Origin of the sequence: Rhodococcus sp. APC 3903 (assembly GCF_030407755.1) — a bacterium.
Classification (GTDB): Bacteria; Actinomycetota; Actinomycetes; order Mycobacteriales; family Mycobacteriaceae; genus Rhodococcus_F; species Rhodococcus_F erythropolis.
In genome coordinates this window covers 1-22,269 of record NZ_JASDCV010000040.1, presented here as the reverse complement: position 1 = coordinate 22,269, position 22,269 = coordinate 1, and the positions used below count along the sequence as shown (strand labels likewise).

Sequence of the window (22,269 nt, the reverse complement as noted above, 5' to 3'; positions counted from 1 at the left end):
TCCTGTCTTTACATCTCGCGGGTAACCGTCTCAGCGGTCCATAGTGGACCGTTGGGGCTTGGTATGCCGAGGTGGTTCGAACCCGCCACCTTCGGCTCAAGATCATCCGCATCACCGGCGAAGAACTCTTCGATCGTTTCCGCCAATTTCTGGTGCTGCATGAGGTTCGTTAAACGGGATTGGTGCTCACAGGGTCGGGGTTCATCGCTACTCCTTCTACAAATCCAGCTCAATTGCGGGTGCCGTGGTGAGGGAGACGCGGCGTATCGAGCTTTCGCGAGAGCTCTGCTCGGTGACGAAGGGCACGGAGTCGCGGTGCGCGCTGCTGGTGGTGGCCTGTGCTATTGGGCCGGTGGCCCTCCGGGTCGCCCGTGGCCGAGTGGCCTCGGCTTTCCGTTCGCCGGTGCCGCATACAGTCCGGCCGCGCACTCGACACACTTGTCGACAGCACTCCGGCGCTGACCGCAATGGCCGGATTTCTCTCCACTGTTCACGGGCTCGGCATCCAGCGACCACAGCGCCACCCACAAGACCATCTTTCTTGTCTCGGCTTCGAAACGCTTGCACGGTTGACGTTCTTGGCCTACGGAACAGTGAGGCGAACCGGTTGAGTGGGCTCATCCCACCTCTACGTTCGGGCTGGCTCTTTCGATCTCGGCATGAAACAGTCGGATTACAATTAGGTAGGGCAATCAACAGGCATTCTGTGGTGCTATTTCCCCAAAAGCCGCTTCAGCGAAGCTGAAGGCGTCTTCTTGAGATGCCATCAGGACTGTACTGTGATCTTTGTCTTGGTACTCGTTGTAAAGTATCGAAGCACCCCGTGAGCAAAAATTCACTATTATTTGTTTGGTTGTGCCAAGGGAAACGGAAGCCTGATCCTTATCACCCTGAAATATCGATACTGGAACCTTCATCGTCCGTGAGGATTCGTCTTGTTGGGTCAGGAATTCCGATATTTTGTCATATGTCGGCCCCGGCTTTAGGTACTCTGCTGGGTTCAGCTGTGGTTGTCCGCGGAGGATGCACGTACTTTTAGCGGCTTCGACCTGTGACATGAACGGTTCGCTGACAACGTCGGCGAGGTCGATCGTCGAATCCGCAGCTTGGGCGTCCAGAACGGTCGCCGATGCAAGTTATGCCACAAATGGCAGAGTCGGTTCGTCGATTTCTCGGCCGTAGACGATATCGTCCATGAATTTCTGCACTCCGGGGCCAGTGGGCGCTATAGCGATCGCGCCTTTTAGCGGACATCTTCCGTCGCCAATTGAATCGAATAGACCTGCCGTCCACAAGGCAGCTCCACCGCCTTCGCTCTTTCCAATTGATATCCAATCATCACCAAGCGTGTTGGTGGCGGCGTGTGCGGAAGTGACAATGTCAGCGATCGCATTTGCATTGCTGCGTCCGTTAAGGACTAGTCTCGGTCCGTTTGCTCCCCAGTCTTCGTAATCCGTGCGTAACACGGCATATCCTCTTTTGACCCACTCGTTAAGGTACTGATCATACTGGGCGTTATTCGTAAGCGAGGGCGCGCATTGAGGAGCGAAACCTGTCGTTCCATACCCCCAGCTGACGACCGGGTAACCTCCGTCAGGCGGTGGCGTTGAGGGCAACGCTATCTGGCCGAATATCGTTGTAGGACCGCCCTTGAATGACGTCGATGCGTAAGTTACGTCCATACTTTGCCCAGCATCGGGCAGTCCATCCCCACCCGAGTTGACTGTAATTAATTGTCCCGGTATCGCCAAACTCGCGCTGGAAGTTTCAGCCTCAGGGTTTTGGCTACACGATACAGAGGAAGCGCCTAATATTAACGCCAAAACGGAGAAGGTTGGGGTTAGACGCAAGATTGCGCATTTCTTCATTTGGATCCTTTCTTTCTTCCATAATCAGCTCAAGGGCCGGATTACAGATTCGCCCAGAAGGGAAGATTCTTCTCGAACTCCCCTTCAAATCAGTCCTACTATCTTGCGTGTCCAAATATGGACGAAAGAACAAAGGCAAAGTCCGTGCAGAGAATTCACCCCTGCCAGGGCTTCCGGCTTCCGCATACCTGAATGGAAATCCCGATCGACTTAGTTTGGTGCTCAATTACTTGCCACTTAGATATAATCTAAGTCTCGCCATTTCGTCAACCCTTGCATTCTCAGAAATGCAGTAGTATATTGCAGAAATTTTATTGCTCGGTCACGACATTCCGCCAGTCCATCGATCGCGGGAACGACCCCCGGTCACTATAAAGTTTGGCACTGTACGCCACATTACCGAATGAAGTCAAGGGTTGACGGATAGCCTGTGCCTGGGATTACATTTGACCGCTAAGTGGTTTAGCGCTTAGCTAAACTCGGCCTAGGTGGAGGAAACTATGACAATGGCCTCGCAGAGCACGGCGCGAGCTGCAGAACTGATCAGCGCCCGCTTGGAGCGGTTGCCGATGAGCAGGTGGCATGTGAAGGCTCGCGTGATCGTCGGCGCGGTAACCTTCTTCGACGGATTCGACCAGTTGATGATTGCGTATTCGCTTCCGCAGCTTGCGCCGAAGTGGGCTCTCAGCGCGACGGACATCGCCTGGGTCATTGCAATCGGCGGTATCGGAATGCTGATCGGCGCGCTCGCCGGCGGCTGGTTGGCCGATCGTGTCGGTCGCCTCAATGTCATCGTCTTCTCGCTCGCCTTGTATGCGGTGATGAGCCTGGGTATGGCACTCACGGACAGTCTCTTGCTCTTCCTGGTCTTCCGGTTCGTCCAAGGCATCGGACTCGGCGCGGAGGTACCGGTGGCCGCCAGCTACATCGGCGAAATCACGAAGGCGCATGGCCGCGGACGCTTTGTGTTGATGTACGAGGTGATCTTCCCGATCGGTCTGGTCGCATCGGCAATTGTGTCTGCGTGGATGGTCCCGAACTTCGGTTACAAGTGGTTGTTCGCGCTCGGGGCCATTCCAGTGGTTCTGCTGCCGCTGTTGCGTCAACTCCCGGAATCTCCTCGATGGTTGGCATCACGTGGCCGGATGGACGACGCCGAACGTGCCATGACGCAGATCGAGCACGAGGTGAGCGTCAAGTACGGCAAGCCTCTTCCGGAGCCGCAACCGATCGAGGGCGCTGCTCAGCAGGTTCAGCGCGCTCGATTCGCCGAATTGTTCCAGGGCGTCTATCTCCGCCGAACGCTGATGTTGGCCACGATCTGGCTAACGGCGTACTTCGTCAACTACGGCATCGCATCGTGGCTGCCGACCCTCTACCGCAAGTCCTTCGATGTCAGTGTCGACACGGCGCTGCATTACAGCATCCTGACCTCGGTGGCAGGTCTGATCGGCTGTGTCATAGTTGCGCTCCTGATCGACAACGTCGGCCGTCGCATCTGCATCTCGGCGTCGATGGTGCTCTGCAGCACCATGCTGTTCATGCTCGCGGCAACCGGTGCCGATACCGCCACCAAGGTCCTGTTCTGGTCCGCAGGCTCGGCGCTCTTCGTGTTCGCGGTCAACATGGCCCTGTACGTCTACACGGCCGAGCTGTATCCGACCAGGATGCGCGCATTGGGTTGCGCCTTCGGTGGCGCAGCCGGACGTCTCGGAATCGTCGCCGGCCCGCTGGTCGTGGGTTTCGTTCTCGACCACGGCAGCTCGCTGAGTGTGTTGTTCACGATGTTCGGCGTCGTGTCTCTGATCGGCGCGGCAGTGGTTGCGATCTTCGCAGTGGAGACCAAGCAGAAGACACTCGAGGAGATCTCACGATGAGCGAGGTATTCGACGCTGTTCCCAACGAGATCTTCCTCGGCGGGATCTGGAAGCGCGGTACGGGCGCGACGACTTCGGTGATCGACCCGAGCGACGGGACCGTCTTGCAGACCGTCGACAATGCTGTGACGCACGATGTCGACGAGGCAGTACTGCGCGGAACGGCCGCGATGTCGGATCCGCAGTGGCGCAATATGTTGCCCCACAACCGGGCACGGTATCTGCACAGGATCGCCGACGCCGTGGAGACCAACTCCAAGAGACTGGCGGTACTGCAGAGCTTCAACACGGGCAAGTCGCTAACCGAGACCAGAGGACTGGTCGCCAGTGCGGCAGGGACCTTCCGGTACTTCGCCGCCGTGCTCGAGACCGCGGACCAGGACCTGACCACTCCGCGCGGCAACTACCTGACGATGAGCATTCACGAGCCGATCGGCGTGATCGGCGCCATTGCGCCATGGAACTCCCCTGTCGCGAGCGACGCCCAGAAGATCGCTCCCGCGCTCGCTGCCGGTAACGCCGTCATCCTCAAACCGGCCGAATGGACCCCGCTGGTGTCGTTGGCCCTGGCGCGCCTGATAGACGAGTCGGGTTTGCCTGCGGGGCTGCTGTCGGTGTTGCCCGGACGCGGTTCGGTGATCGGTGATGCCATCGTCCGTCACCCCGGCGTGGGAAAGGTGACATTTACCGGCGGTACAACGACGGGTCGCACGCTCGCGCATATTGCGGCCGAGAAGCTCATGCCCATCTCGCTCGAGCTCGGGGGGAAGTCGCCGACGATAGTTCTGGACGACGCGGACGTCGATCTGGCGGTCAACGGTGTTGCCTACGGAATCTTCTCCTCGACCGGCCAGAGTTGTGTGGCGGGTTCGAGGTTGTTCGTGGACGAGTCGATTCACGACGACTTCGTCGAGAAGCTGGTGGCCAAGACCCGCTCGCTTCGCGTCGGTCCGGGGCGGGCGTCGGAAACACAGGTCGCGCCGATGGTTCACCACCGCCAGCGGGATTCCGTCGCGCAGTACGTCGATCTCGCCCGTCAGGAGGGTGGCACCGTACTGTGCGGCGGGTGCGTCCCACAGGATCCAGCCTTGGCGGACGGCGCGTATTACCTGCCGACGATCATTTCGGGACTGAGCAACGATGCGAAGGCCTGCCAGGAGGAGATCTTCGGCCCAGTCCTCGTCGTGCTGCCGTTCCGTGATCAGGAGGATCTTGTGGCACAGGCCAACGACTCGGTCTACGGCCTGGCGTCGGGAATCTGGACCGGCGACTACAAACGCGCGTGGGCGCTGGCAAGACTATTGCAGGCAGGCACGGTGTGGATCAACACGTACAAGCAGTTCAGCATCTCAACTCCGTTCGGCGGAGTGAAACAGAGCGGCTTGGGGGTCGAAAAGGGCCGTGCGGGCATCTCGGCCTACTCGCGCCAGAAGAGTATCTACTGGGGACTGGACGAGCAGCCGAATCCCTGGGCTGACTGAGAAATCGACTCGCGACGAGGAATTCGTGCGGGACTATTGTGCGCGACTAATTGAGCGCTAAGATACTTAGATATAATTCATTTTCGATGATTAACCAAAGGAGCGGGCATGACTGAACCGATTGCTCGACTGCGCTCACTGCGTTCAGTCGAGCTCCGCACGACGGCGTGCGCAGACTCCGTGGATTTCTACTCCGAAGTGTGGGGACTCCGGGTTGTCGAAGCGGGAAAGGATCGCGCTTGGCTCCGAGGTACCGGAAATCAACACCACGCCGTGCAGCTCACTGCTGCTGACCGTAACGGACTGGGGCGGATCACCTTCGCGGTCGGCACTCCCCGCGAAATCGACGAGGCGGCGAGGCGACTCGAAGCGAGAGCGATCGTGATGATCGCCGGTCCCGGTCCGGTGGACGCAGTCGGTGGCGGGTACGGTCTGCAATTCGTCGACCCGGAGGGGCGGATCATCGAACTGCTCGCCGACACCTTCGCCGTGGCGGAGATCGAGACCGGCGACGCGGTTCCCACCGGGGTCACACACGTCGTACTCAATACCATCGACATCGACGCAGCCGTCGAGTTCTACAGTGACGTACTCGGAATGCGCGTGTCGGACTGGTCCGAACACCAGATGGCGTTCATGCGCTGCAACACCGACCATCACAGCATCGCGTTCAATCAGGCGCAGTGGACCGCGGTCAACCACGTGGCCTACGAGATGTCCTCGGTCGATAATTTCATGCGGGGCATCGGCCGGCTGCGTCACCACGGTGTGTTGCCGTTGTGGGGGCCAGGAAAACACGGCCCTGGCGACAACACGTTCTCCTACTTCGGTGATCCGGCCGGGTTGGTGTGTGAGTACACGTCCGGGATCGCGCAGGTCGACGAAGACCGCTGGCTGTGCCGGGTGTGGCGTCGGGTGCCCGAGCTGTCCGACCTCTGGGGTACCGCCGGTCCGCCGTCGGCCGAGGTTCGTGAACGTATGGCTGGCATCGCGGATCCGGGTGCCTTCGAGCGTTTTCCGGCGATGACCCGCAGTGCGGTGAGCTCGTGAGTTCCGTGGTCAGAGCTGGCGTGATCGGATACGGAAGCATTGGGCGGACCGTTGCGAATCGGCTGTTAGCGGGGGCTCTGACCGGTGTCGAACTCGTCGCGATCGTGGATACCGGCGTGGTCGCGAATTCGACTGTCCCGCAAACTGATCTGGCCAAGGCGATCGAGATCTGTGACGTGCTGATCGAATGCGCCGGGCAGGCAGTCGTGTTCGAGCATGCAGAGGCCGTTCTCGGTGCGGGTCGTGACCTGGTGATCTCGTCTACCGGTGCGCTCGCCGATCCGGATTTTATAACTCGATTGCGGAAGCTTCCGGGCCGGATGTTGTGCACTACAGGAGCTGTCGGTGGACTGGATCTGCTGGGCGCAGCGTCGGACGCTGCGCGATTCGACACCGTGACAGTACAGACGACCAAACTTCCCACCTCGCTCGTGCAGCCCTGGATGTCGGACCAGCGATCAGCCCAGATCGTGGAGACCGTGTCGGCGCTCACTGTGTTCGAGGGCGGTGCGGAGGAGGCATCGCGGTTGTTTCCGCGCTCGCTGAACGTGGCGACGGCGGTATCGCTCGCGGTGTCTGACCGCGATCTGGTTCAGGTGAAGCCGGTTGCTGATCCTTCGGCGGCGCTCACTCGGCACGAGGTCACTGCTCGTGGCCCGGTGGGGAACTATCACTTCACCATCGAGAATCTGCCGAGTCCGGAGAACCCGAGAACCAGCGCGATCGTCCCGTTCGCGGTGCTGCGAACGCTGGGAGTGCTGCTGGGGCATCACGGAGTAATCGGATGACGACCACCATTGCCACTGAGAAGATCTATGTTCGTGATGCCGGCGACGGACCGAATGTGATGATGCTGCACGGTATCGGTGGCAGCTCGGAATCCTTCACGCCTCAGTTCGACGAACTGGCAGGTGAGCTGAGAATGCTTGCCTGGGATGCACCGGGGTATGCCCGATCGGCTGACCCGGATCGCGAGAACACCCTCGACGACTACGCCGATATCGTCGCTGCCCTCATCGTCGAGCGCTGCGGGGACGCAGGTGTGCACCTACTCGGAATGTCGTGGGGTGGTGTCATTGCCACTCGCGTCGCGCTTCGGCATCCGGCCTTGGTCCGTAGTCTGGCACTCGGCAGTTCGACGGTGGGTTCCGCCGCGAGCGAGGAAAGCGCTGCGGCGATGCGGGCTCGTGTCGGCCATCTCACCGAACTCGGTCCGGCGGAGTTTGCTCGCGCTCGGGCTCCGAAACTGCTTTCCGCGCAGTCGACTCCGGACGAAGTCGCCGGCGCGGTGGATCTGATGGGGCGGTCGATCCGACTGGCCGGATACAGCGCCGCCGCAGCGTCGATGGCGGCAACGGACCACACTACCGACCTCGCCCGGATCACGGTACCGACCCTCGTCTTGTGCGGAGACGAGGACACGATCACCGGCCTGCCGGCCAGCCAGAAATTGGCGGGCGGAATCGGCGGCGCAGTGATCGTAACGGTCCACGGCGCAGGGCATCTGGCGAATCAGGAACGGCCAGAAGCCTTCAACGCCTGGTTTCACTCGTTCGTCCTCATCGCCGAGCAACTCCGCAATCACTGACCATCACCAACACATTCTGTTCTGCCAACCGAACAACTACTCCGCATGTTCCGTGCGGACGAAAGGAGACCACCATGGACTACGAAACCGCCGAGCTCGAGGCGTACACGAACTCCCTCATCCTGACCAAGGACAGCCGTCACGAGGACTGGGACACTCTCGGATTTCAGGCCAAGGCCGGAGATCAGTTCAAACGCGCACAGATTCGCTACGTGGGTTCCGGGGCAACCGGCAACCACGAGTCCGACAACCGGACCATTGCCTCGAGGGGATTCACCTTCTCGAACATGCTGCTCCCCCCTGGAGCGGAGGGCCCCGAGCACACGCACCACGACGTCGAAGAGGCATTCTTCGTGCTGGAAGGCGAAGTGGAAGTTGGAATCCACCGCGACGGCGTCGTCGAGAAGCGCACGTTGGGCTACCGCGACATGATCGTCGTTCCGGCCGGTGTTCCGCGCAGCCTCAAGAACAACGGTGATACCAACGCGCTGTTCTGCGTCATCATCGGTGCTCAGAAGCCGCAGATTCCCACCTACCCGGAAACGTCCGCGATGCACGGAATCACTCGCGACTGATGACACTTCACGGAAGGTCGATACTCGTCACCGGCGCCGGGCGCGGCTTGGGCCTTGCCATTGCCGCCCGGCTCGGTGCCGACGGTGCCACCCTGTGGCTCGCCGATATTCGCGCGGACTGGGGCGAGCCGGCTGCGGAAAAATTGCGTGCAGACGGTGTGGACGCGCGGTTCGTGCAGGTCGACCTCCGTGACGAGATTTCGGTGGCAGAGATGGCAGCCACCGTCACCGCGGAGGGTCCGCTGTACGGACTCGTCAACAACGCTGCGTTGGCGGACGGGGTGGGCGGCAAAGCGATTCACGAGCTTTCCGTCGAAGAGTGGGACCGTATTCTCGGAGTGAATCTTCGTGGCACATTCCTCGTTTCCCGCGCAGTGGTCCCGTCCTTGATCGAGAACGGCAGCGGCCGGGTGATCACGATCGGATCCGATGCGGCTCTGTACGGTTCGCCCAAACTGGCGCACTACATCGCGTCGAAAGGCGGCGTCTGCGCCCTGACCAGAGCAATGTCACGCGATCTCGGATCGTACGGGATCACCGTCAACACGGTCTCGCCTGGACTGACCGAATCGGAATCGGCTGAGAAAGTGCCCGAGCATCGGCACGAGCTGTACCGGCTCAACCGGGCGTTGGCGAGGCCGCAGCAGCCGTCGGATCTTGTCGGCGCCGTCGCGTTCTTGATGGGGGACGAGGCGTCGTACATCACCGGTCAGCAGTTGGTGATCAACGGCGGGTTCGTCCTCAATTAGTACGGTCGGCGAGATCTATTGTGCACGAGAGGGTTTGATCGATGGATATGCAGATGTGCGGCCGTACCTATCTGGTGACCGGCGGCAGTTCGGGTGTCGGGCTCGCTACGGTGCGTGCGCTGCTCGAGGAGGGTGCCAACGTTGTCACCTGTGCTCGGGACGAAGTTCGGTTGCGCGACGTCGTACAGGGGTTGGCCGGGAGTGAACGAGTTGTCGGAGTAGCTGCGGACGTGCGTGATCCGAAATCCGTGACGGCTGTGGTCGAGCAGGCAGCAGCCAGGTTCGGTGGTGTCGACGGCGTCGTCAACAATGCCGGAAACAGCCGTATGAAGCCACGCAGCGAGACCACACTGGAGGACTGGAAGGACGAGTTGGATCTCAAGTTCTCCAGCGTGCTCAACACCGTCGATGCCACCCTTCCCCTGCTCCGACGCTCTGGCGTCGGGTCCATCGTCAACATCAGTGCTGTGTTGGCACGTCAGCCCGAGCCGCGGCTCGTCACCACGAGTGCGGCCCGGGCAGGACTGCTGAACCTGAGTAAGTCGCTCTCGATAGAGCTTGCGCCCGAGGGGATTCGAGTCAATTCCGTCTCGCTCGGGCTCGTCGACACCGGCCAATGGCGTCGGCGTTACGAGGAGTCGGGTACTTCGCAGTCCTACGCGGAATGGGAAACGGATATCGCTGCCGACCGTGGGATCGGTCTGGGAAGGTTCGGTCACGCCGAAGAGGTGGCCGCAATGATCGTGACCTTGCTTTCGCCGCGCTCGTCGTATGTGACGGGTACAAGTCTCGACGTCTGTGGCGGCGTCGCACGTTACGTCTGAAAGGACCGCAATGAGTGAAAAGAACGGTGGAGACCTGCTGGTGCAGGTGCTCCGTGAAGCTGGTGTGGACACGGTGTTCGGCATCGTGAGTGTGCACAACCTTCCGTTGGTGGAGGCAGTGTGCCGCGAATTGCGGTTCGTCCCGGTCCGCCACGAAGCGACCGCAGTCAGTGCCGCTGACGGGTATGCCCGGGCAACCGGTGGACTCGGGTGTGCGTTGACGAGTACCGGCACCGGAGCGGGCAACGCTGCGGGTTCGTTGATTGAATCGCTCAGTGCCGGAACGTCGGTACTGCACATCACCGGCCAGGTGGAGAGTCGCTACCTCGGCTCGGGCCGTGGGTTCATCCACGAGACCAAAGACCAGCTGGCCATGCTGCGGGCGGTGAGTATGTCTGCCGAGACCATTCTCAACGCGGACAGTGCCGGAAAAGTATTGCGCGAGAGCGTTGCTCGCGCACTCGCTGTTCCTGGCGGACCGGTCAGTGTCGAGTGGCCCATCGACCTTCAGTACGCAGCTCACACCGTCGAGGTGGCCGAGCAGACCGTCGACGCGCCGGCGATTCTCGACGCAGATCAGGTGGAGGCTGCGCGAGCGGCAATTCTGGCTGCACGCCGCCCCGTCATCTGGGCAGGCGGCGGCGTGGCGCGTGCCGGGACGGAACTCACCGAGTTGGCAGAGCGACTCGGCGCGCCACTGATCACCAGCAATTCGGGGCGAGGCGCGGTTCGTGAGGATCACCCGTTGTGCGTGGGGAACTACGCCACGTCTCCAGCCGGTCGCGCGTTGCTCGCCGACGCGGACCTGTTGATCTCCCTCGGCACCCACTTTCGGTCCAACGAGACGGCCGACTACGCGATTGCCGTTCCGGCAGCTCACGTGCAGGTGGATCTCGATCCGGCTGCACCTGGACGCGTGTTCCCGGTCAGCGCCGCTGTGGTCGGTGAAGTAGGTCACTTCGTGAACTCGATACTGGAAGCCGATTCGCTCGGCGACGCTGTCGAAGACGGATGGACCGATCGTGCTCGCAGCGTTCGGGACGAGGTTCGGGCAACGCAGCGCGCCGGACTCGGTGATCACGCAGTACTCAGTGACGCTGTACGCGAAGCATTTCCCGAAGGATCGGTTATCGCCCGCGACGTGACTATCGCGTCGAGCTCCTGGGGAAACCGTCTGCTGCCGATGTTCGACCCGCGCAGCAATATCTTCCCCCGGGGCGGAGGAATCGGGCAAGGTCTTGGTATGGCCATCGGTGGTGCACTGGCCGATGAAACTCGGCCGACACTGGTGTTGGTCGGAGACGGCGGTCTGGCAGTGCATTTCGGTGAAATCCTGACCATGGCGCAAGAGAAGCCGTGGATGGTGTTGTTGGTCTTCAACGACGGCGGGTACGGTGTTCTGCGGAACATGCAGCGGGGCAGCGGATCCGACGAATTTGCGGTTGACCTGTTCACTCCGGACTTTTCCGCTGTTGCAGCGTCCATCGATGTTCCGCACCTCGTCATTCGATCCGCAGATGAAGCGCACGGCATCATAAAGAAGGCGGTGAGCTTCGAAGCGCCGGTGATCGTGGAGGTCGACCTCGCGTCGTACGGCCCGATGCCGGCTCCGTTCACACCTCCTGTCACTGTGCCGGGAAGGGCCTGAGAATATGAGCACACATCCGACTGTCGGAATCTGCGGCGCGGGAATCGGTGGCTTGTCAGCCGCGATCGCGTTTAAGCGAATCGGGATCGAAGCGGAGGTTTTCGAGCAGACATCGGTGTTTGCCCGAGTGGGTGCAGACATCAACCTGACGCCCAATGCCGTGCGGGCTCTCGACGGTCTCGGTGTCGGCGACGAACTGCGCAAAACTGCTGCGCGCCCGCAATTTCGCATCAGCCGGATGTGGGACACGGGTGAGGAAACCTCTCGTTTGGCGATGTCGGAGGAAGCCGAGGAGAAGTTCGGTGCACCTCAGCTGACCATGCATCGTGCGGATCTCATGTCGGCGCTCGTCTCACGCGTACCGGACGGTGCGTTGCACATGGGTAAGCGGGTCGAGAACATCGAGTTTTCAGTTGGCGGCACAACCTCGTTGGCGTTCACGGACGGGACGTCGACCTCGGTGGACCTACTGGTCGGTGCGGACGGTATTCATTCCGCTGTTCGTAGAGCGATGTTCGGTGCCGACCATCCGACGTTCACGGGTGTTGTCGCCTTTCGGGCGGTGATTCCAACGGAAAAACTGTCCGGGGCGGCGGATCTCGATTGCTTCACCAAGTGGTGGGGCCCCGATCCGGAAACTCAGATCGTGATGTTCCCGCTCAACAGGGGCCGCGACATGTTCGTCTTCGCAACGTGCCCGCAGGATGAGTGGCTCGAGGAATCGTGGACCACGCCGGGTAGTTCAGCGGAGTTGCGGGAACTGTATCGAGACTTTCACCCTGATGCTCAGGCGATTCTGGCGGCGTGCGACGAAGTTCTGAAATCTGCTCTCTACGTGCGTGATCCGTTGGAATCATGGACGAACGGTGTGGCCACGCTTCTGGGCGATGCCTGCCATCCGATGATGCCGTTCATGGCGCAGGGTGCAGGTCAGGCAATAGAGGATGCAGTGGTCCTGGCGCGGTGCCTCGACGGAGTCTCTGATGTTGCGTCGGCGCTGTCGGCATATCAGCAGTCGCGCTGGGAGCGTACCGCGCAGATCCAGCGTGGTTCACGTTCGAATGAATGGCTGAAAACGGGCGGGAACGCCGACTGGGTGTACGGCTACGACGCCTGGGGCGCGTCCATCGGACTTTCGGTCTGATCTAGTATGGCACAAGACACACTTTAGCGCTAAAATATTAAGCGGTAAGAGATACTACAGCGCCGAGGAGGATCGTTGATGGACACAACCGAGTTGGTGGTTCGCCAGATGCGCTGGGAATCACAAGACGTGATGTCGGTGCGATTGGAAAAATCGGACGGCGCAGCGCTTGCAGCGTGGACTCCGGGAGCGCACATCGATATTCACCTTGGTCCGACGTTGATTCGGCAGTACTCCCTGTGCGGTGATCCGGACGACAAGACCGGGTACCGAATTGCGGTGTTGCGGGATCCGGCGAGTCGCGGCGGCTCGGAACACGTGCACGAGATGCTGCGGCCGGGACAGTTGGTTTCGGTCAGCGAGCCACGGAACAACTTCGAGCTGATCGATTCGCCACACTTCCTGTTTATTGCAGGTGGTATCGGAATTACCCCGATCTTGGCAATGATTCGCGAAGTCTCTCGTCGAGGTGCGAGTTGGGAACTGCACTACGGCGGTCGTTCCAAGAGCGGAATGGCGTTCCTCGACGAAATCGCCGAGTTTCAGGGCTCTGTCGAGATCGTCTGTGAGGACGAGTCGGGAAGGCTGAATCTTACTGAGCTTCTGTCTGTTCCGCGTGCGGGAACCGCTGTGTACACCTGCGGACCCGAGGGACTGCTGGAGGCAGTCGAGAGCCATGGGGCGGAGTGGCCCGACGGTGCGATCCAGCTCGAGCGCTTCAAACCCAAAGTTGCAGACCCGGCCGATTCCGGCGGCGATCGAGCTGTGCGAGTGGTCTGCTCGCGCTCGGGGATCAGTGCGGTGGCGAGTCCGGACCGCAGCATCCTGGACACGCTCGAAGATGCCGGCATCGACGTCTCCAATTCTTGCCGCGAAGGTATGTGCGGCAGCTGCGAAACCCCGGTGCTCGAGGGTATACCGGACCACCGTGACTCCGTGCTCTCGGCGGCTGAGCAGAGTTCCGGGAAAACAATGATGATCTGCGTTTCACGTGCTCGGACCGACGAACTCGTACTCGACCTGTAGGAGAAAACTGATGAGTCTCTATCTTGTTGAACACCAAGCGTGTTCAGTGCCACCCACACCCTACGAGGTCAAGCTCGCGGGTGCGATCGAGGAAGTGTTCGGGAGCGGCAGGCATGATCTGGACGGACTGGTGGACGGATTGAATCAGCTCGGGATGCTGGCTCCGAACGGGGAGCACTGGACGGCAGATGTCTTCACTGCCGAAATCGCTCGGATGGGGGCTCGGTAATGGCAAACGTGCTCAAGCGGGGCGCACTGACCGGAGACGAGATCTTTGCGACCGGCATGCGTGATCAGTGGCATGCTATCTGCCCTTCGCATTTCGTGGAACGCGGCGGCATGCAGCGGATCACCCGCTGGGGTGAGGATTGGCTACTCTTCCGTCAGAGCGACGGGTCATTGCGGATGTTGGCCGACCGGTGCCCGCATCGCGGGGCGCCGCTCTCGCATGGGCAACATCTCGGCGATCGGATCGCGTGCAAGTACCACGGCGTTCAGGTCGACGGTGACGGCACGGTGGTGTCCGTGCCGGGCATGCCCGGCTGCAACCTCGAAGGCAAGACATTGGTGACCAGCCTTCCGGTTCGTGAAGTCGCGGGCGCTGTTCTGGCGTGGTTCGGAAGCGACCCGAACGCACCTGCGGGTCCCCTCGATCTACCTGATCCTATGACGGACGAGGGGGTGTCTGCCTTCTTGTGCTACGCAGAGTGGAAGTCGCCCTGGCGATTCACGCTCGAGAACCTTCTCGATCCGATGCACGGCGCCTTCCTACACCGTGAATCACACTCCATGTTCGGCGGAGACACGTCCGCGCGATTCAGGATTCGTGAGACCGATCGGGGGTTCTATTTCGAGAAGACCGACCAGCGCGGTGTCAACTTCGACTGGGTCGAGTTTTGTCGCACCGGTGCCGACTGGGTGGATCTCGAAATCCCCTATCCCCCAACGGCTGGTCCGGGTGGGCCTTTTGGCATCGTCGGTATGGGAACACCTATCGACGCCGAAACGACCGCTGTCTTTTTCTGGCGCTATCGACGAGTCGCCGGCTGGGAGCGCGATGTGTGGCGCTTCCTCTACCGTGTCACGCTCGAGGAGCGCCACTGGGTGGTGTTGGAACAGGATCGGGTCATGCTCGAGGGGATGGCACCGGACGCGGATCAAGCCGAGAATCTGTACCAGCATGATCTGGGTGTGATCAGGCTCCGTCGGTTGTACCGGGCTCAGGCCGACCAGCAGGCGTCAGCGCAGGCTCAGCGTGTCGGAGCGGGAGCTCGCTGACCGAGAACACCAATGTGCGCGTACAGGGACCAATGAGTCCGTGTACGCGCACATCGTGTCTGGCGGTAGATTTCGATTTCCGGAAAAACGTTACGCGGATTCGATGGAGTCCGAATCGGTTTCGCTTGCGACGATCGAACGCTCGAGCTTGCGGAACAGGTCCGCCATCGCGTTCCGGTCCTGAGCGCTCAATCCTGCGAGCATATGGTTTTCATTCTCGAAATGCTCTTTCGCTGCGGCGTCGAAAACCGCTTTGCCTTTCGCGGTCAAGCGCGCGTACACCACACGCCGGTCGGTGGAGTCGCGTTCTCGTTCCACCAGGCCCGCCTGCTCCAGGCGGTCGACACGGAGCGTGACCCCGCCCGTCGTGACCAGTGACATCTCGGCGAGTTGACCGGACGTCATCTGGTACGGCGGGCCGGATCTACGCAATGCGGCCAGTACGTCGAACGAAGCGATATTGATCCCGTGTTTGTCGAATACCGCGGCAATCGATGCCTGGTATCGCAGGTAACTGCGGTGCATTCGACCGAAAATGTGAATTGCCGACACGTCCAATTCCGGCCATTGACGCGACCATTGACGGATGATGTCGTCCACCGCATCGGGTTCGAATGTGTCGCTCACGGTCGCTCCACCTTTGCTCACCTTGCAATATTTGAGGGCCAAGACGTTTTCAGATTACTCGGTGACGCCGTCTCGTGGTGACATCACGCGTGCGGTCTTGCCACCGCATCGATCTCGACGGTGGCCCCATACGGGAGATTACTGACTTCGAGAAAAGTTCGCGCCGGGCGAGGTTCAGCGAAAAGGCGCTCAAACTGCTGGTTCGCCTCGTGGCGAAGTGTTATGTCGGTGACGAAGTAAGTGAGCTTGACGACTTCACTTAGTTCACCTCCAACAGACGCCAGTCGCTCACACATCCGGTCGATAGCGGCATCGAGTGCCGGCATACGTCCAGGGACTGCGTCGCCGTCACTGTCGATCGAGAGTGCGCCGGAGACGAACGCGAGGCCGCCCGCAAGCACTGCAGGGCTGTACGGATGCTGCGGTGAACTGGTCATCGAATAGTCCGCTTTCGTAGTAGGGGTAGTCGGTTCAACCATACCTTAGCGCTAAGGTAAATGAAGTGATTCCGTAATCCACCACATCGCGTGGAAGCTGGCGCTGCACCGTGGATCCAGGGCATCCAGCGAAACGAACAGAGCGTCGACGAAGATCTGCACGCGATAACCCGGCAACGCCGAAACTCGATCAACGGCGTCCAACGGGCAGGGAACACCGGTTCGATCGTGCAGACGATGCACTCCTCATTCATCACCCTCGGCGTGGTGGTCGGCTCGTGGTTCCGCGGCCTCGGCATCACCGCGCACGGGCTCCGTGTACCATTTCAGTGCGGGGATCAGTTTCTCGTAGCCGGTAACCAAGCAGTCCGGAACCGCGGCATTCATCAACTCCCGCAACTTGTCCAGCTTCGCGGTGGGGATGTCCGGGCGGTCCCGTGCCAAGTTTCCGAAAGTCTCGTCGAGAATGCGATCCGTCCATCGGGCGTGGACAAGGCCGGTCTGCGCGAACCGGATCAATACATCTCGTAAAACATTGGGGTACAGCACAGTGAAGGTCACGTCAGTACAGCCCGAGATCTTCCGTGAGCGCTGCCAACTCGTCGGCGGCATTGCGCGCTCCGCTGAGCTGAGAGCGTCGATAGGCAATCAGTGACGATGCGAGGATCCGGCGATGACGGCCCACCAACCGAAACTCGATGCGCCCTTCGTCGAGCAGCTTGATGACATGGGGGCGAGAGACATTGAGCATCTGTGCAGCCTGCTGCGTGGTCAACTCCGCATGCGCCGGGACGACCGTGACACCTTGGCCGGCAGCCATGTTCGCCAACACGTCTCGAATCAACTCGAATGCCGCCCGAGGGAGATGCACTGACTCTGCAGCGCCCGCAACCTTCACGTCGAGGGTTTCCCCCACATCGGGATCGACACCTCGCAGCACCTGCAGTGCCTGACGGGCCTGTTCCTGCTGAATGACACTGGGCTGTTTGCCAACGGACATGACGCTGCCTCCTACACACAAGACTCCCATAAACGAAATGTACGGAATAATCGAAACAAACGCAACGTAGGAGACATGCTGACGGCAACGCACGAGATGCGCCAGCACACCTGTTTACCGCGCGAGAGCGGCATCAACCAGACCCACACAACGATTTCCTGACAGCACCAGCATTTGCACACCGCCAGGTTTCTACGCGTTTCCATCACCCATGCCCCACGTACACGGGAGACGACCTCACGAGTCTGCGTCCGCCCCATTCCTTTCAACGCGAACTACCTTGCACGCGTCTGCGTCTCGGACAACAGGCCACCCGTCGCCCACAGGAGCAGCACCATAGATGGCGAACCGGTACCGACACCTCCGGTACGCGCAGAATGGAAGTCGGCGCACGCATCGGCGAGCCCCGGGAGCGATGCGGTGATCCGACGGACGGCTCGGCCAAGCATTGATGGTGATCACACTCGCCTCCGCGGCCGTCTCGACCGAGGAAGATTGGTTTTCGCTCACGACAACGAGCTGACGGCCCACGGCTGACTCTTCGGTCTACACATCGGGCACACCCACAGAGCGCTCCGATCTACCGCGGCCGGACTCGCAGTCAACGCACCTCAGAGTCGCCGGTGGGCCCATCGGGCACGGCGGGGGTCAGGAAACAGAAAGGATGACCCTCAGGATCGAGGAGAACAACGATCCCCTCATCGCGCCCCACAGCGCTGACCACACAAGCACCCAGAGAAACGGCGATCTCGATCCCCCGATCGAAATCGCCACTGAGAACAATGATATCGAGGTGCCCCTGCGTCGGCACCCTGCGGTGATCCGGCCAATCCGGCTGCCGATAGTTCTCACTGACCTGAAAACCCAACCGGGCGCCCGTCGCCGGCTCGACCAGATCGATGAATCGAGGCTCGACGTCCTGGCCGGGTTCGCTACCCGGTTCGTACCGCGCAGTCAGAAGGCGCCGATAGAACTCGGCAAGTTGACGATGATCAGCCGCATCGACCATCATCCGGCGTATCCGCAGGCAAGGCACCGCACCGCAGACCTCCGCCCCTCGACTCGACGATCCGGCTCTCCCCACCTTCGCGCGGTGTTCCCATCAGTACAGCCTAAGCCCCAAGGTAACGGAAACGCCTCTGCGAAAACTTTGAATGCGACACCCTGTGAGTGATGTTGTCCAGGAAACACTTTCGAGTTTCCTCAACGCGCCGGTCCGACGACGTGTCACTGCCAGCGCAGACCAGATCGTCTACCGAGCCGCATCCGATTGACACCGTTCTCCTTGCTCGTCAACACCGGCCTCTCACCAGCAGAAATATGACCGGCGAACATTTCGATCCGGTCTCGCGAGAAAGCACCCCGCCCCACGTACCGAAGCGCCTTCTCTACGACCGGCAGCGGCCGCCAGCAATACCGGTGATACACGCTGTCGAGGACAGGTTGCAATGCCGCGCAGGCAATCTCAGCCGACACCACCCCGGACCCGTCGAACCTCACCAGCACGTTATCCACCGAAGAACCGCCTTCACATTTTTGGAACTACAGCGTACCGCCCCAACCGGCCACCTACCCAAACCGGTGAACCATCCACGTGGTATACAAAACCTGGCTTCTACCATGGCCATCAACCCGACGGCACAGATACCGACTCCAAATATCCCGGAAGCACCCGCTCGAGACTGATCCATGCGGGCCCGGCTGGGCGCGCCCCGTCGACATCCGTGCAGTAACCAACGCTGACTTCGTCGCATTCGTATCTGAGCCCCAGTACGTTACCGACGCAGAACAGTTCGGATGGTCCTACGTGTTCGCGGAATTTCTGCCCACAGCGCTCCGCCGCAGGGCACGACGATCTGAGCGGACCCCTAGTGGCGGTGGGGAGTTTCAGGAGCATCCTAGAAAGACGGCCGAAGGGACTGGTAGTGACATCTCCGGTGGAGACAATCACCCGATAGTCCATGTCTCGTGGAATAACGCCCTCGCATACTGCAATTAGGGAGGAACACGACTGCCCACCGACACCGAACGGGAGTACGCGGCCAGAGGCTGCCTCGAACAAGCCGAAACACGTGAGGAGACGAACTGACACCGAACGGTGTTCACCGATGCACCATCTGAGAAAGAAAATTTCCGCGCGAGGACACATGCGCCGACGGATGTGCCGGAACCGCACCGGCAGATACGTTTGCGCCCAACGGGTTCGATTTTCAGCAGACACCGCCGGCGCACGGCCCGGACACATGATCGGCACCTTCGCCGGAATCTGGCTATGACCGAAATGTACTTTTGCAGGGGGTTCGTCAGAGTGCCAACAATTTCAGAGTCGCCATAGCAGCACCGACCTACGTTCCCTGCCTCCGCCATCGTTCGCGACAACGCAATGCTGCACCGCGACTGGACCAGTGCCCGCAGCTGTTCCCGATACGCAGGACAGGTTCACCCTTCCATCTGCCTACAGCGTTACTTCTGGGGTCAGTCGCGAAGAAGACCTGGTTCGCCACTTCCATCATCGCAACCGCCACCGCGCGTGCGGTCAGGCCTCCGGGCCCCTTTCGCGTGCTGTTACCTGTTCGCGGTGGTGACGATCGTGTGAATGCGTCCGCCGCCGAGTCTCTTGCTTTCGTACATCGCCGAATCGGCGACTTTCTGCATGTCCGTGAGCGCTGCTGCGCGGTCTTCTCCGGCGGCGAATTTGTGGGTACGCACGGCGATTCCGATGCTCGACGTCGACGGTATCTCGTCGGTATTCGAGTGCATTGCCGGTCCGATCGAGTCGAGCATCGGGCCGATGGCCGGCACAGAAAGTCTTTGAACGAGGATGAATTCGTCGCCACCGACCCGCGCGACGACAGCATCGGCGTGTGCCCAGGCGGATAACCGATGTGCCACCCGAAAGATTATGCGGTCACCGACGTCGTGACCGTGGACGTCATTGATCGTCTTGAACCGGTCGATGTCGATCGCGATCACGAGTAGCGCTGCCGATTGCTGACGCTGAAACTCCGCGAGCACCTTCTCGACGTGGCGATCGAGGCCACGACGGTTAAGCAGCCCGGTGAGGGGATCGAGGTCGGAGCTGGACGCGTCCACGCTGAGCATCGTCAGCACGGTCTGCGAGATGTACGCACAGATCAGGAGTGCGGTGACGACAACCAGCACTCTCGAGACACCGAGCGCTGGATCTCGCTCCGGCCCGAAGAGGATCGGCTGCGCAGCCACCACGATCATCACAACCGAGAAGGTCAGGTGTGCGATCTGCAACTTCGGATTGTGAAAATAGGCGATGTAGATACCCATCAACACGTAGATGACTGAGCTGAGCAGACGTCCGAGCGGCGCCGAGTCGCCGAGAATGGCGATCGAGACCGCAACGTCACAAAAGAAGACAAAGCCGAACGAGCGGCGCTTTGTCGGGCCGAAGACCCACCATGAGACTCCGACCATGAAGCACGAGATCACGACAACAGTGTTGAATAACAGGGCAATCTTGCTTGTCGGACCGGCCGGGCTGAACCTGTTGAGTAGTGCGCACACGCCCATCACGATCACAATGATGCCAAGTAATAGCCGGTTGGCGGTCGTGAGGCCGTTGTCGCGGAGATAGCGAGTGAATCGGTCGTACTGGTCGGGAAGGAGCAGCCACTCGCGGGTCAGCGTCCTCATGGACTTCATCTGCGATATCATGAGCGCTTCAGCATTCGATAGCGACGGTTTGCACTGCTCATCGTGAACTGACTCCTCTCCGTCCCCCACCCTTGCAATGATAACTAGGTCGATGCCGGTGATCCCCACACCAGGGATATGGATGGCACTGGCCAGGGGCGCAAGAGTTGCTCCATCTACCCCCCAGTAGCTAATCCATGGTTAGCATACAGATGGCTTCACGTAGATGAGATCCGATGCGTGTTGGAGCCATGCCTGTGGACTGGCCCGGGGCTCAGAGATGCTCGCCAGAAGCGAGTAGAAGAAGCTTGAAACTGCGGCTTTGGGGTCCATTAGTGTGCGTGCACAGTGCTTGTATCAAAAATAGCGCACGCTGGAACCGACCCTTCCTTCACAGGCTGGCTTACGATCTGATTTCTGTCGCGGGCATGTTTCTTTAGCGATCACTTGGCTACTTTGATGTTTGCTTGAGCGATGCCACCGGTATAGCTGATTCGTGAGGTCCCGCGACAGCCTCGACTTCACTCTGTGGTTGGGGCAGTGGGCCTACGTAGCATGCGGCGCGGGTGAACGGTCGGCGGCGAGTTTGGTGCCAGGCAGAGGATCAGCGGCCCCTGAAGCCGTCAACCTCTTTGAGAAGTTCGATCTGCGTGTCTTAGGCCGGGGAATTGGTCATCCCGAGGTGTTCACAGCTGTGCCAGACGGCGGCCTTGCCATCCAGGTATTCGACGCTCGCGAAGCACCGACCGCATCGTCCCCTGGTGCACGTTGATTTTGCCTTCCGGTTTTTCGAGAGCTCCAAAATTGCCCGATGTTCGGACCCGAGGTTCAACTCTGAGGCGCTCCCTCTGCCACACCCGAACGGACGTGTCTTCTCAGAAGCTCTGATTGACAGTAGAATTCAGCAACCAGGGTCATTCTCGGGGGTGAATGTGGTATTCGAGCAGCAGCATAGTTCGACGAACACGAAGAACACTTGAGCAAGAGGCACCCTACAGGGTCTACCTTTTGGGAAATCTTCGAATCTTTCGTGCTGAAAAGCGAATTGAGATGGATTCAAGCCGCAAGAAGGGACTACAGATTCTCCTGTGGTTCCTTCTGAACCCTGGCCGACCTTGCTCTGCTGAGCAGTTCATCGACATGTTGTGGCCAGGGACGAACAGCGACAAAGCCATAGGCAGATTTGATGTCAGCATGCACGCAGTAAAACGGCTACTAGAGCCGGACTTGGCCGCTCGCGAAGAATCGGTCTTTATCCAACACCATTCCAACCGGGTGTATAGCTTCGAAGGCGCAGATCTGTGGTGGAACGATCTTGCCGACCTTGATCTTTTATACGGACGCGGTCACGCGTGAATCGCACCGGAGTGTCCGGAGACTTTGATGTACCCCGAGTTTCGTGGAGTCGTCATATTTGACTTCAGGCTACGG

The 22,269-nt window shown here is 60.3% G+C and carries 22 protein-coding genes; 14 read left to right on the top strand and 8 right to left on the bottom strand.

Features of this window, described 5'->3' with window-relative positions; genetic code table 11:
• Nucleotides 1–8: 8 nt before the first annotated feature.
• Complete coding sequence (locus tag QMA15_RS32890) at nt 9–233, bottom strand: recombinase-like helix-turn-helix domain-containing protein (protein WP_356702905.1); 225 nt, start codon at nt 231–233, stop codon at nt 9–11.
• A gap of 2,141 nt (nt 234–2,374) precedes the next feature.
• Here QMA15_RS32890 and QMA15_RS30645 point away from each other — a divergent pair.
• The 13 genes from QMA15_RS30645 (at nt 2,375) to QMA15_RS30585 (ending at nt 15,108) form a co-directional block, all read left to right on the top strand.
• Nucleotides 2,375–3,745, top strand: a complete 1,371-nt coding sequence (locus QMA15_RS30645) for an MFS transporter (RefSeq protein WP_290288442.1) — start codon at nt 2,375–2,377, stop codon at nt 3,743–3,745.
• Entirely contained in the window at nt 3,742–5,226 is a 1,485-nt protein-coding gene (locus QMA15_RS30640) for an aldehyde dehydrogenase (RefSeq protein WP_290288441.1), read from the top strand. The genes QMA15_RS30645 and QMA15_RS30640 overlap by 4 nt, the downstream gene beginning before the upstream one ends.
• A 108-nt stretch (nt 5,227–5,334) precedes the next feature.
• Nucleotides 5,335–6,276 (top strand): VOC family protein, encoded by a 942-nt coding sequence (locus QMA15_RS30635; RefSeq protein WP_290288438.1) that lies wholly within the window; start codon nt 5,335–5,337, stop codon nt 6,274–6,276.
• Nucleotides 6,273–7,064, top strand: coding sequence for an aspartate dehydrogenase domain-containing protein (locus QMA15_RS30630; RefSeq protein WP_290288436.1), 792 nt, complete (start codon nt 6,273–6,275; stop codon nt 7,062–7,064). Before QMA15_RS30635 ends, QMA15_RS30630 begins: the two co-directional genes overlap by 4 nt.
• Nucleotides 7,061–7,864, top strand: a complete 804-nt coding sequence (locus tag QMA15_RS30625) for an alpha/beta hydrolase (RefSeq protein ID WP_290288433.1) — start codon at nt 7,061–7,063, stop codon at nt 7,862–7,864. Before QMA15_RS30630 ends, QMA15_RS30625 begins: the two co-directional genes overlap by 4 nt.
• A 74-nt stretch (nt 7,865–7,938) precedes the next feature.
• A complete protein-coding gene (locus QMA15_RS30620; protein ID WP_290288430.1) occupies nt 7,939–8,439 on the top strand; it encodes a cupin domain-containing protein in 501 nt (166 codons plus the stop codon).
• On the top strand, nt 8,439–9,188 hold the full coding sequence (locus QMA15_RS30615) for a 3-oxoacyl-ACP reductase family protein (protein WP_290288428.1): 750 nt from the start codon (nt 8,439–8,441) through the stop codon (nt 9,186–9,188). The genes QMA15_RS30620 and QMA15_RS30615 overlap by 1 nt, the downstream gene beginning before the upstream one ends.
• A gap of 41 nt (nt 9,189–9,229) precedes the next feature.
• Entirely contained in the window at nt 9,230–10,012 is a 783-nt protein-coding gene (locus tag QMA15_RS30610; RefSeq protein WP_290288426.1) for an SDR family oxidoreductase, read from the top strand.
• 10 nt (nt 10,013–10,022) lie between these two features.
• On the top strand, nt 10,023–11,660 hold the full coding sequence (locus tag QMA15_RS30605) for a thiamine pyrophosphate-binding protein (RefSeq protein ID WP_290288423.1): 1,638 nt from the start codon (nt 10,023–10,025) through the stop codon (nt 11,658–11,660).
• Between the two features lie 4 nt (nt 11,661–11,664).
• Nucleotides 11,665–12,804 (top strand): FAD-dependent monooxygenase, encoded by a 1,140-nt coding sequence (locus QMA15_RS30600; RefSeq protein WP_290288421.1) that lies wholly within the window; start codon nt 11,665–11,667, stop codon nt 12,802–12,804.
• Between the two features lie 78 nt (nt 12,805–12,882).
• Nucleotides 12,883–13,830 (top strand): PDR/VanB family oxidoreductase, encoded by a 948-nt coding sequence (locus QMA15_RS30595; RefSeq protein WP_290288419.1) that lies wholly within the window; start codon nt 12,883–12,885, stop codon nt 13,828–13,830.
• Between the two features lie 10 nt (nt 13,831–13,840).
• On the top strand, nt 13,841–14,059 hold the full coding sequence (locus QMA15_RS30590; protein WP_290288416.1) for a recombinase-like helix-turn-helix domain-containing protein: 219 nt from the start codon (nt 13,841–13,843) through the stop codon (nt 14,057–14,059).
• Nucleotides 14,059–15,108, top strand: coding sequence for an aromatic ring-hydroxylating dioxygenase subunit alpha (locus QMA15_RS30585; RefSeq protein WP_290288414.1), 1,050 nt, complete (start codon nt 14,059–14,061; stop codon nt 15,106–15,108). Before QMA15_RS30590 ends, QMA15_RS30585 begins: the two co-directional genes overlap by 1 nt.
• A gap of 90 nt (nt 15,109–15,198) precedes the next feature.
• Here the strand turns inward: QMA15_RS30585 and QMA15_RS30580 are convergent, their stop codons facing one another.
• The 6 genes from QMA15_RS30580 to QMA15_RS30555 form a co-directional block, all read right to left on the bottom strand.
• On the bottom strand, nt 15,199–15,735 hold the full coding sequence (locus QMA15_RS30580) for a MarR family transcriptional regulator (RefSeq protein WP_290288412.1): 537 nt from the start codon (nt 15,733–15,735) through the stop codon (nt 15,199–15,201).
• An 83-nt stretch (nt 15,736–15,818) separates the two neighbouring features.
• Nucleotides 15,819–16,172, bottom strand: a complete 354-nt coding sequence (locus QMA15_RS30575) for a RidA family protein (RefSeq protein ID WP_290288410.1) — start codon at nt 16,170–16,172, stop codon at nt 15,819–15,821.
• 51 nt (nt 16,173–16,223) lie between these two features.
• Complete coding sequence (locus QMA15_RS30570) at nt 16,224–16,415, bottom strand: hypothetical protein (RefSeq protein ID WP_290288407.1); 192 nt, start codon at nt 16,413–16,415, stop codon at nt 16,224–16,226.
• A 3-nt stretch (nt 16,416–16,418) separates the two neighbouring features.
• On the bottom strand, nt 16,419–16,733 hold the full coding sequence (locus tag QMA15_RS30565) for a hypothetical protein (protein ID WP_290288405.1): 315 nt from the start codon (nt 16,731–16,733) through the stop codon (nt 16,419–16,421).
• A gap of 1 nt (nt 16,734) precedes the next feature.
• Nucleotides 16,735–17,172, bottom strand: coding sequence for a helix-turn-helix domain-containing protein (locus QMA15_RS30560; protein WP_290288403.1), 438 nt, complete (start codon nt 17,170–17,172; stop codon nt 16,735–16,737).
• A gap of 601 nt (nt 17,173–17,773) precedes the next feature.
• Entirely contained in the window at nt 17,774–18,184 is a 411-nt protein-coding gene (locus tag QMA15_RS30555) for a VOC family protein (RefSeq protein ID WP_290288401.1), read from the bottom strand.
• A 582-nt stretch (nt 18,185–18,766) separates the two neighbouring features.
• On the opposite strand from QMA15_RS30555, the gene QMA15_RS32885 reads away from it, so the two are divergent.
• Entirely contained in the window at nt 18,767–19,171 is a 405-nt protein-coding gene (locus QMA15_RS32885; RefSeq protein WP_356702890.1) for an SUMF1/EgtB/PvdO family nonheme iron enzyme, read from the top strand.
• A 566-nt stretch (nt 19,172–19,737) separates the two neighbouring features.
• Here QMA15_RS32885 and QMA15_RS30550 read toward each other — a convergent pair.
• On the bottom strand, nt 19,738–20,847 hold the full coding sequence (locus QMA15_RS30550) for a GGDEF domain-containing protein (protein WP_290288400.1): 1,110 nt from the start codon (nt 20,845–20,847) through the stop codon (nt 19,738–19,740).
• Nucleotides 20,848–22,269 lie beyond the last annotated feature (1,422 nt).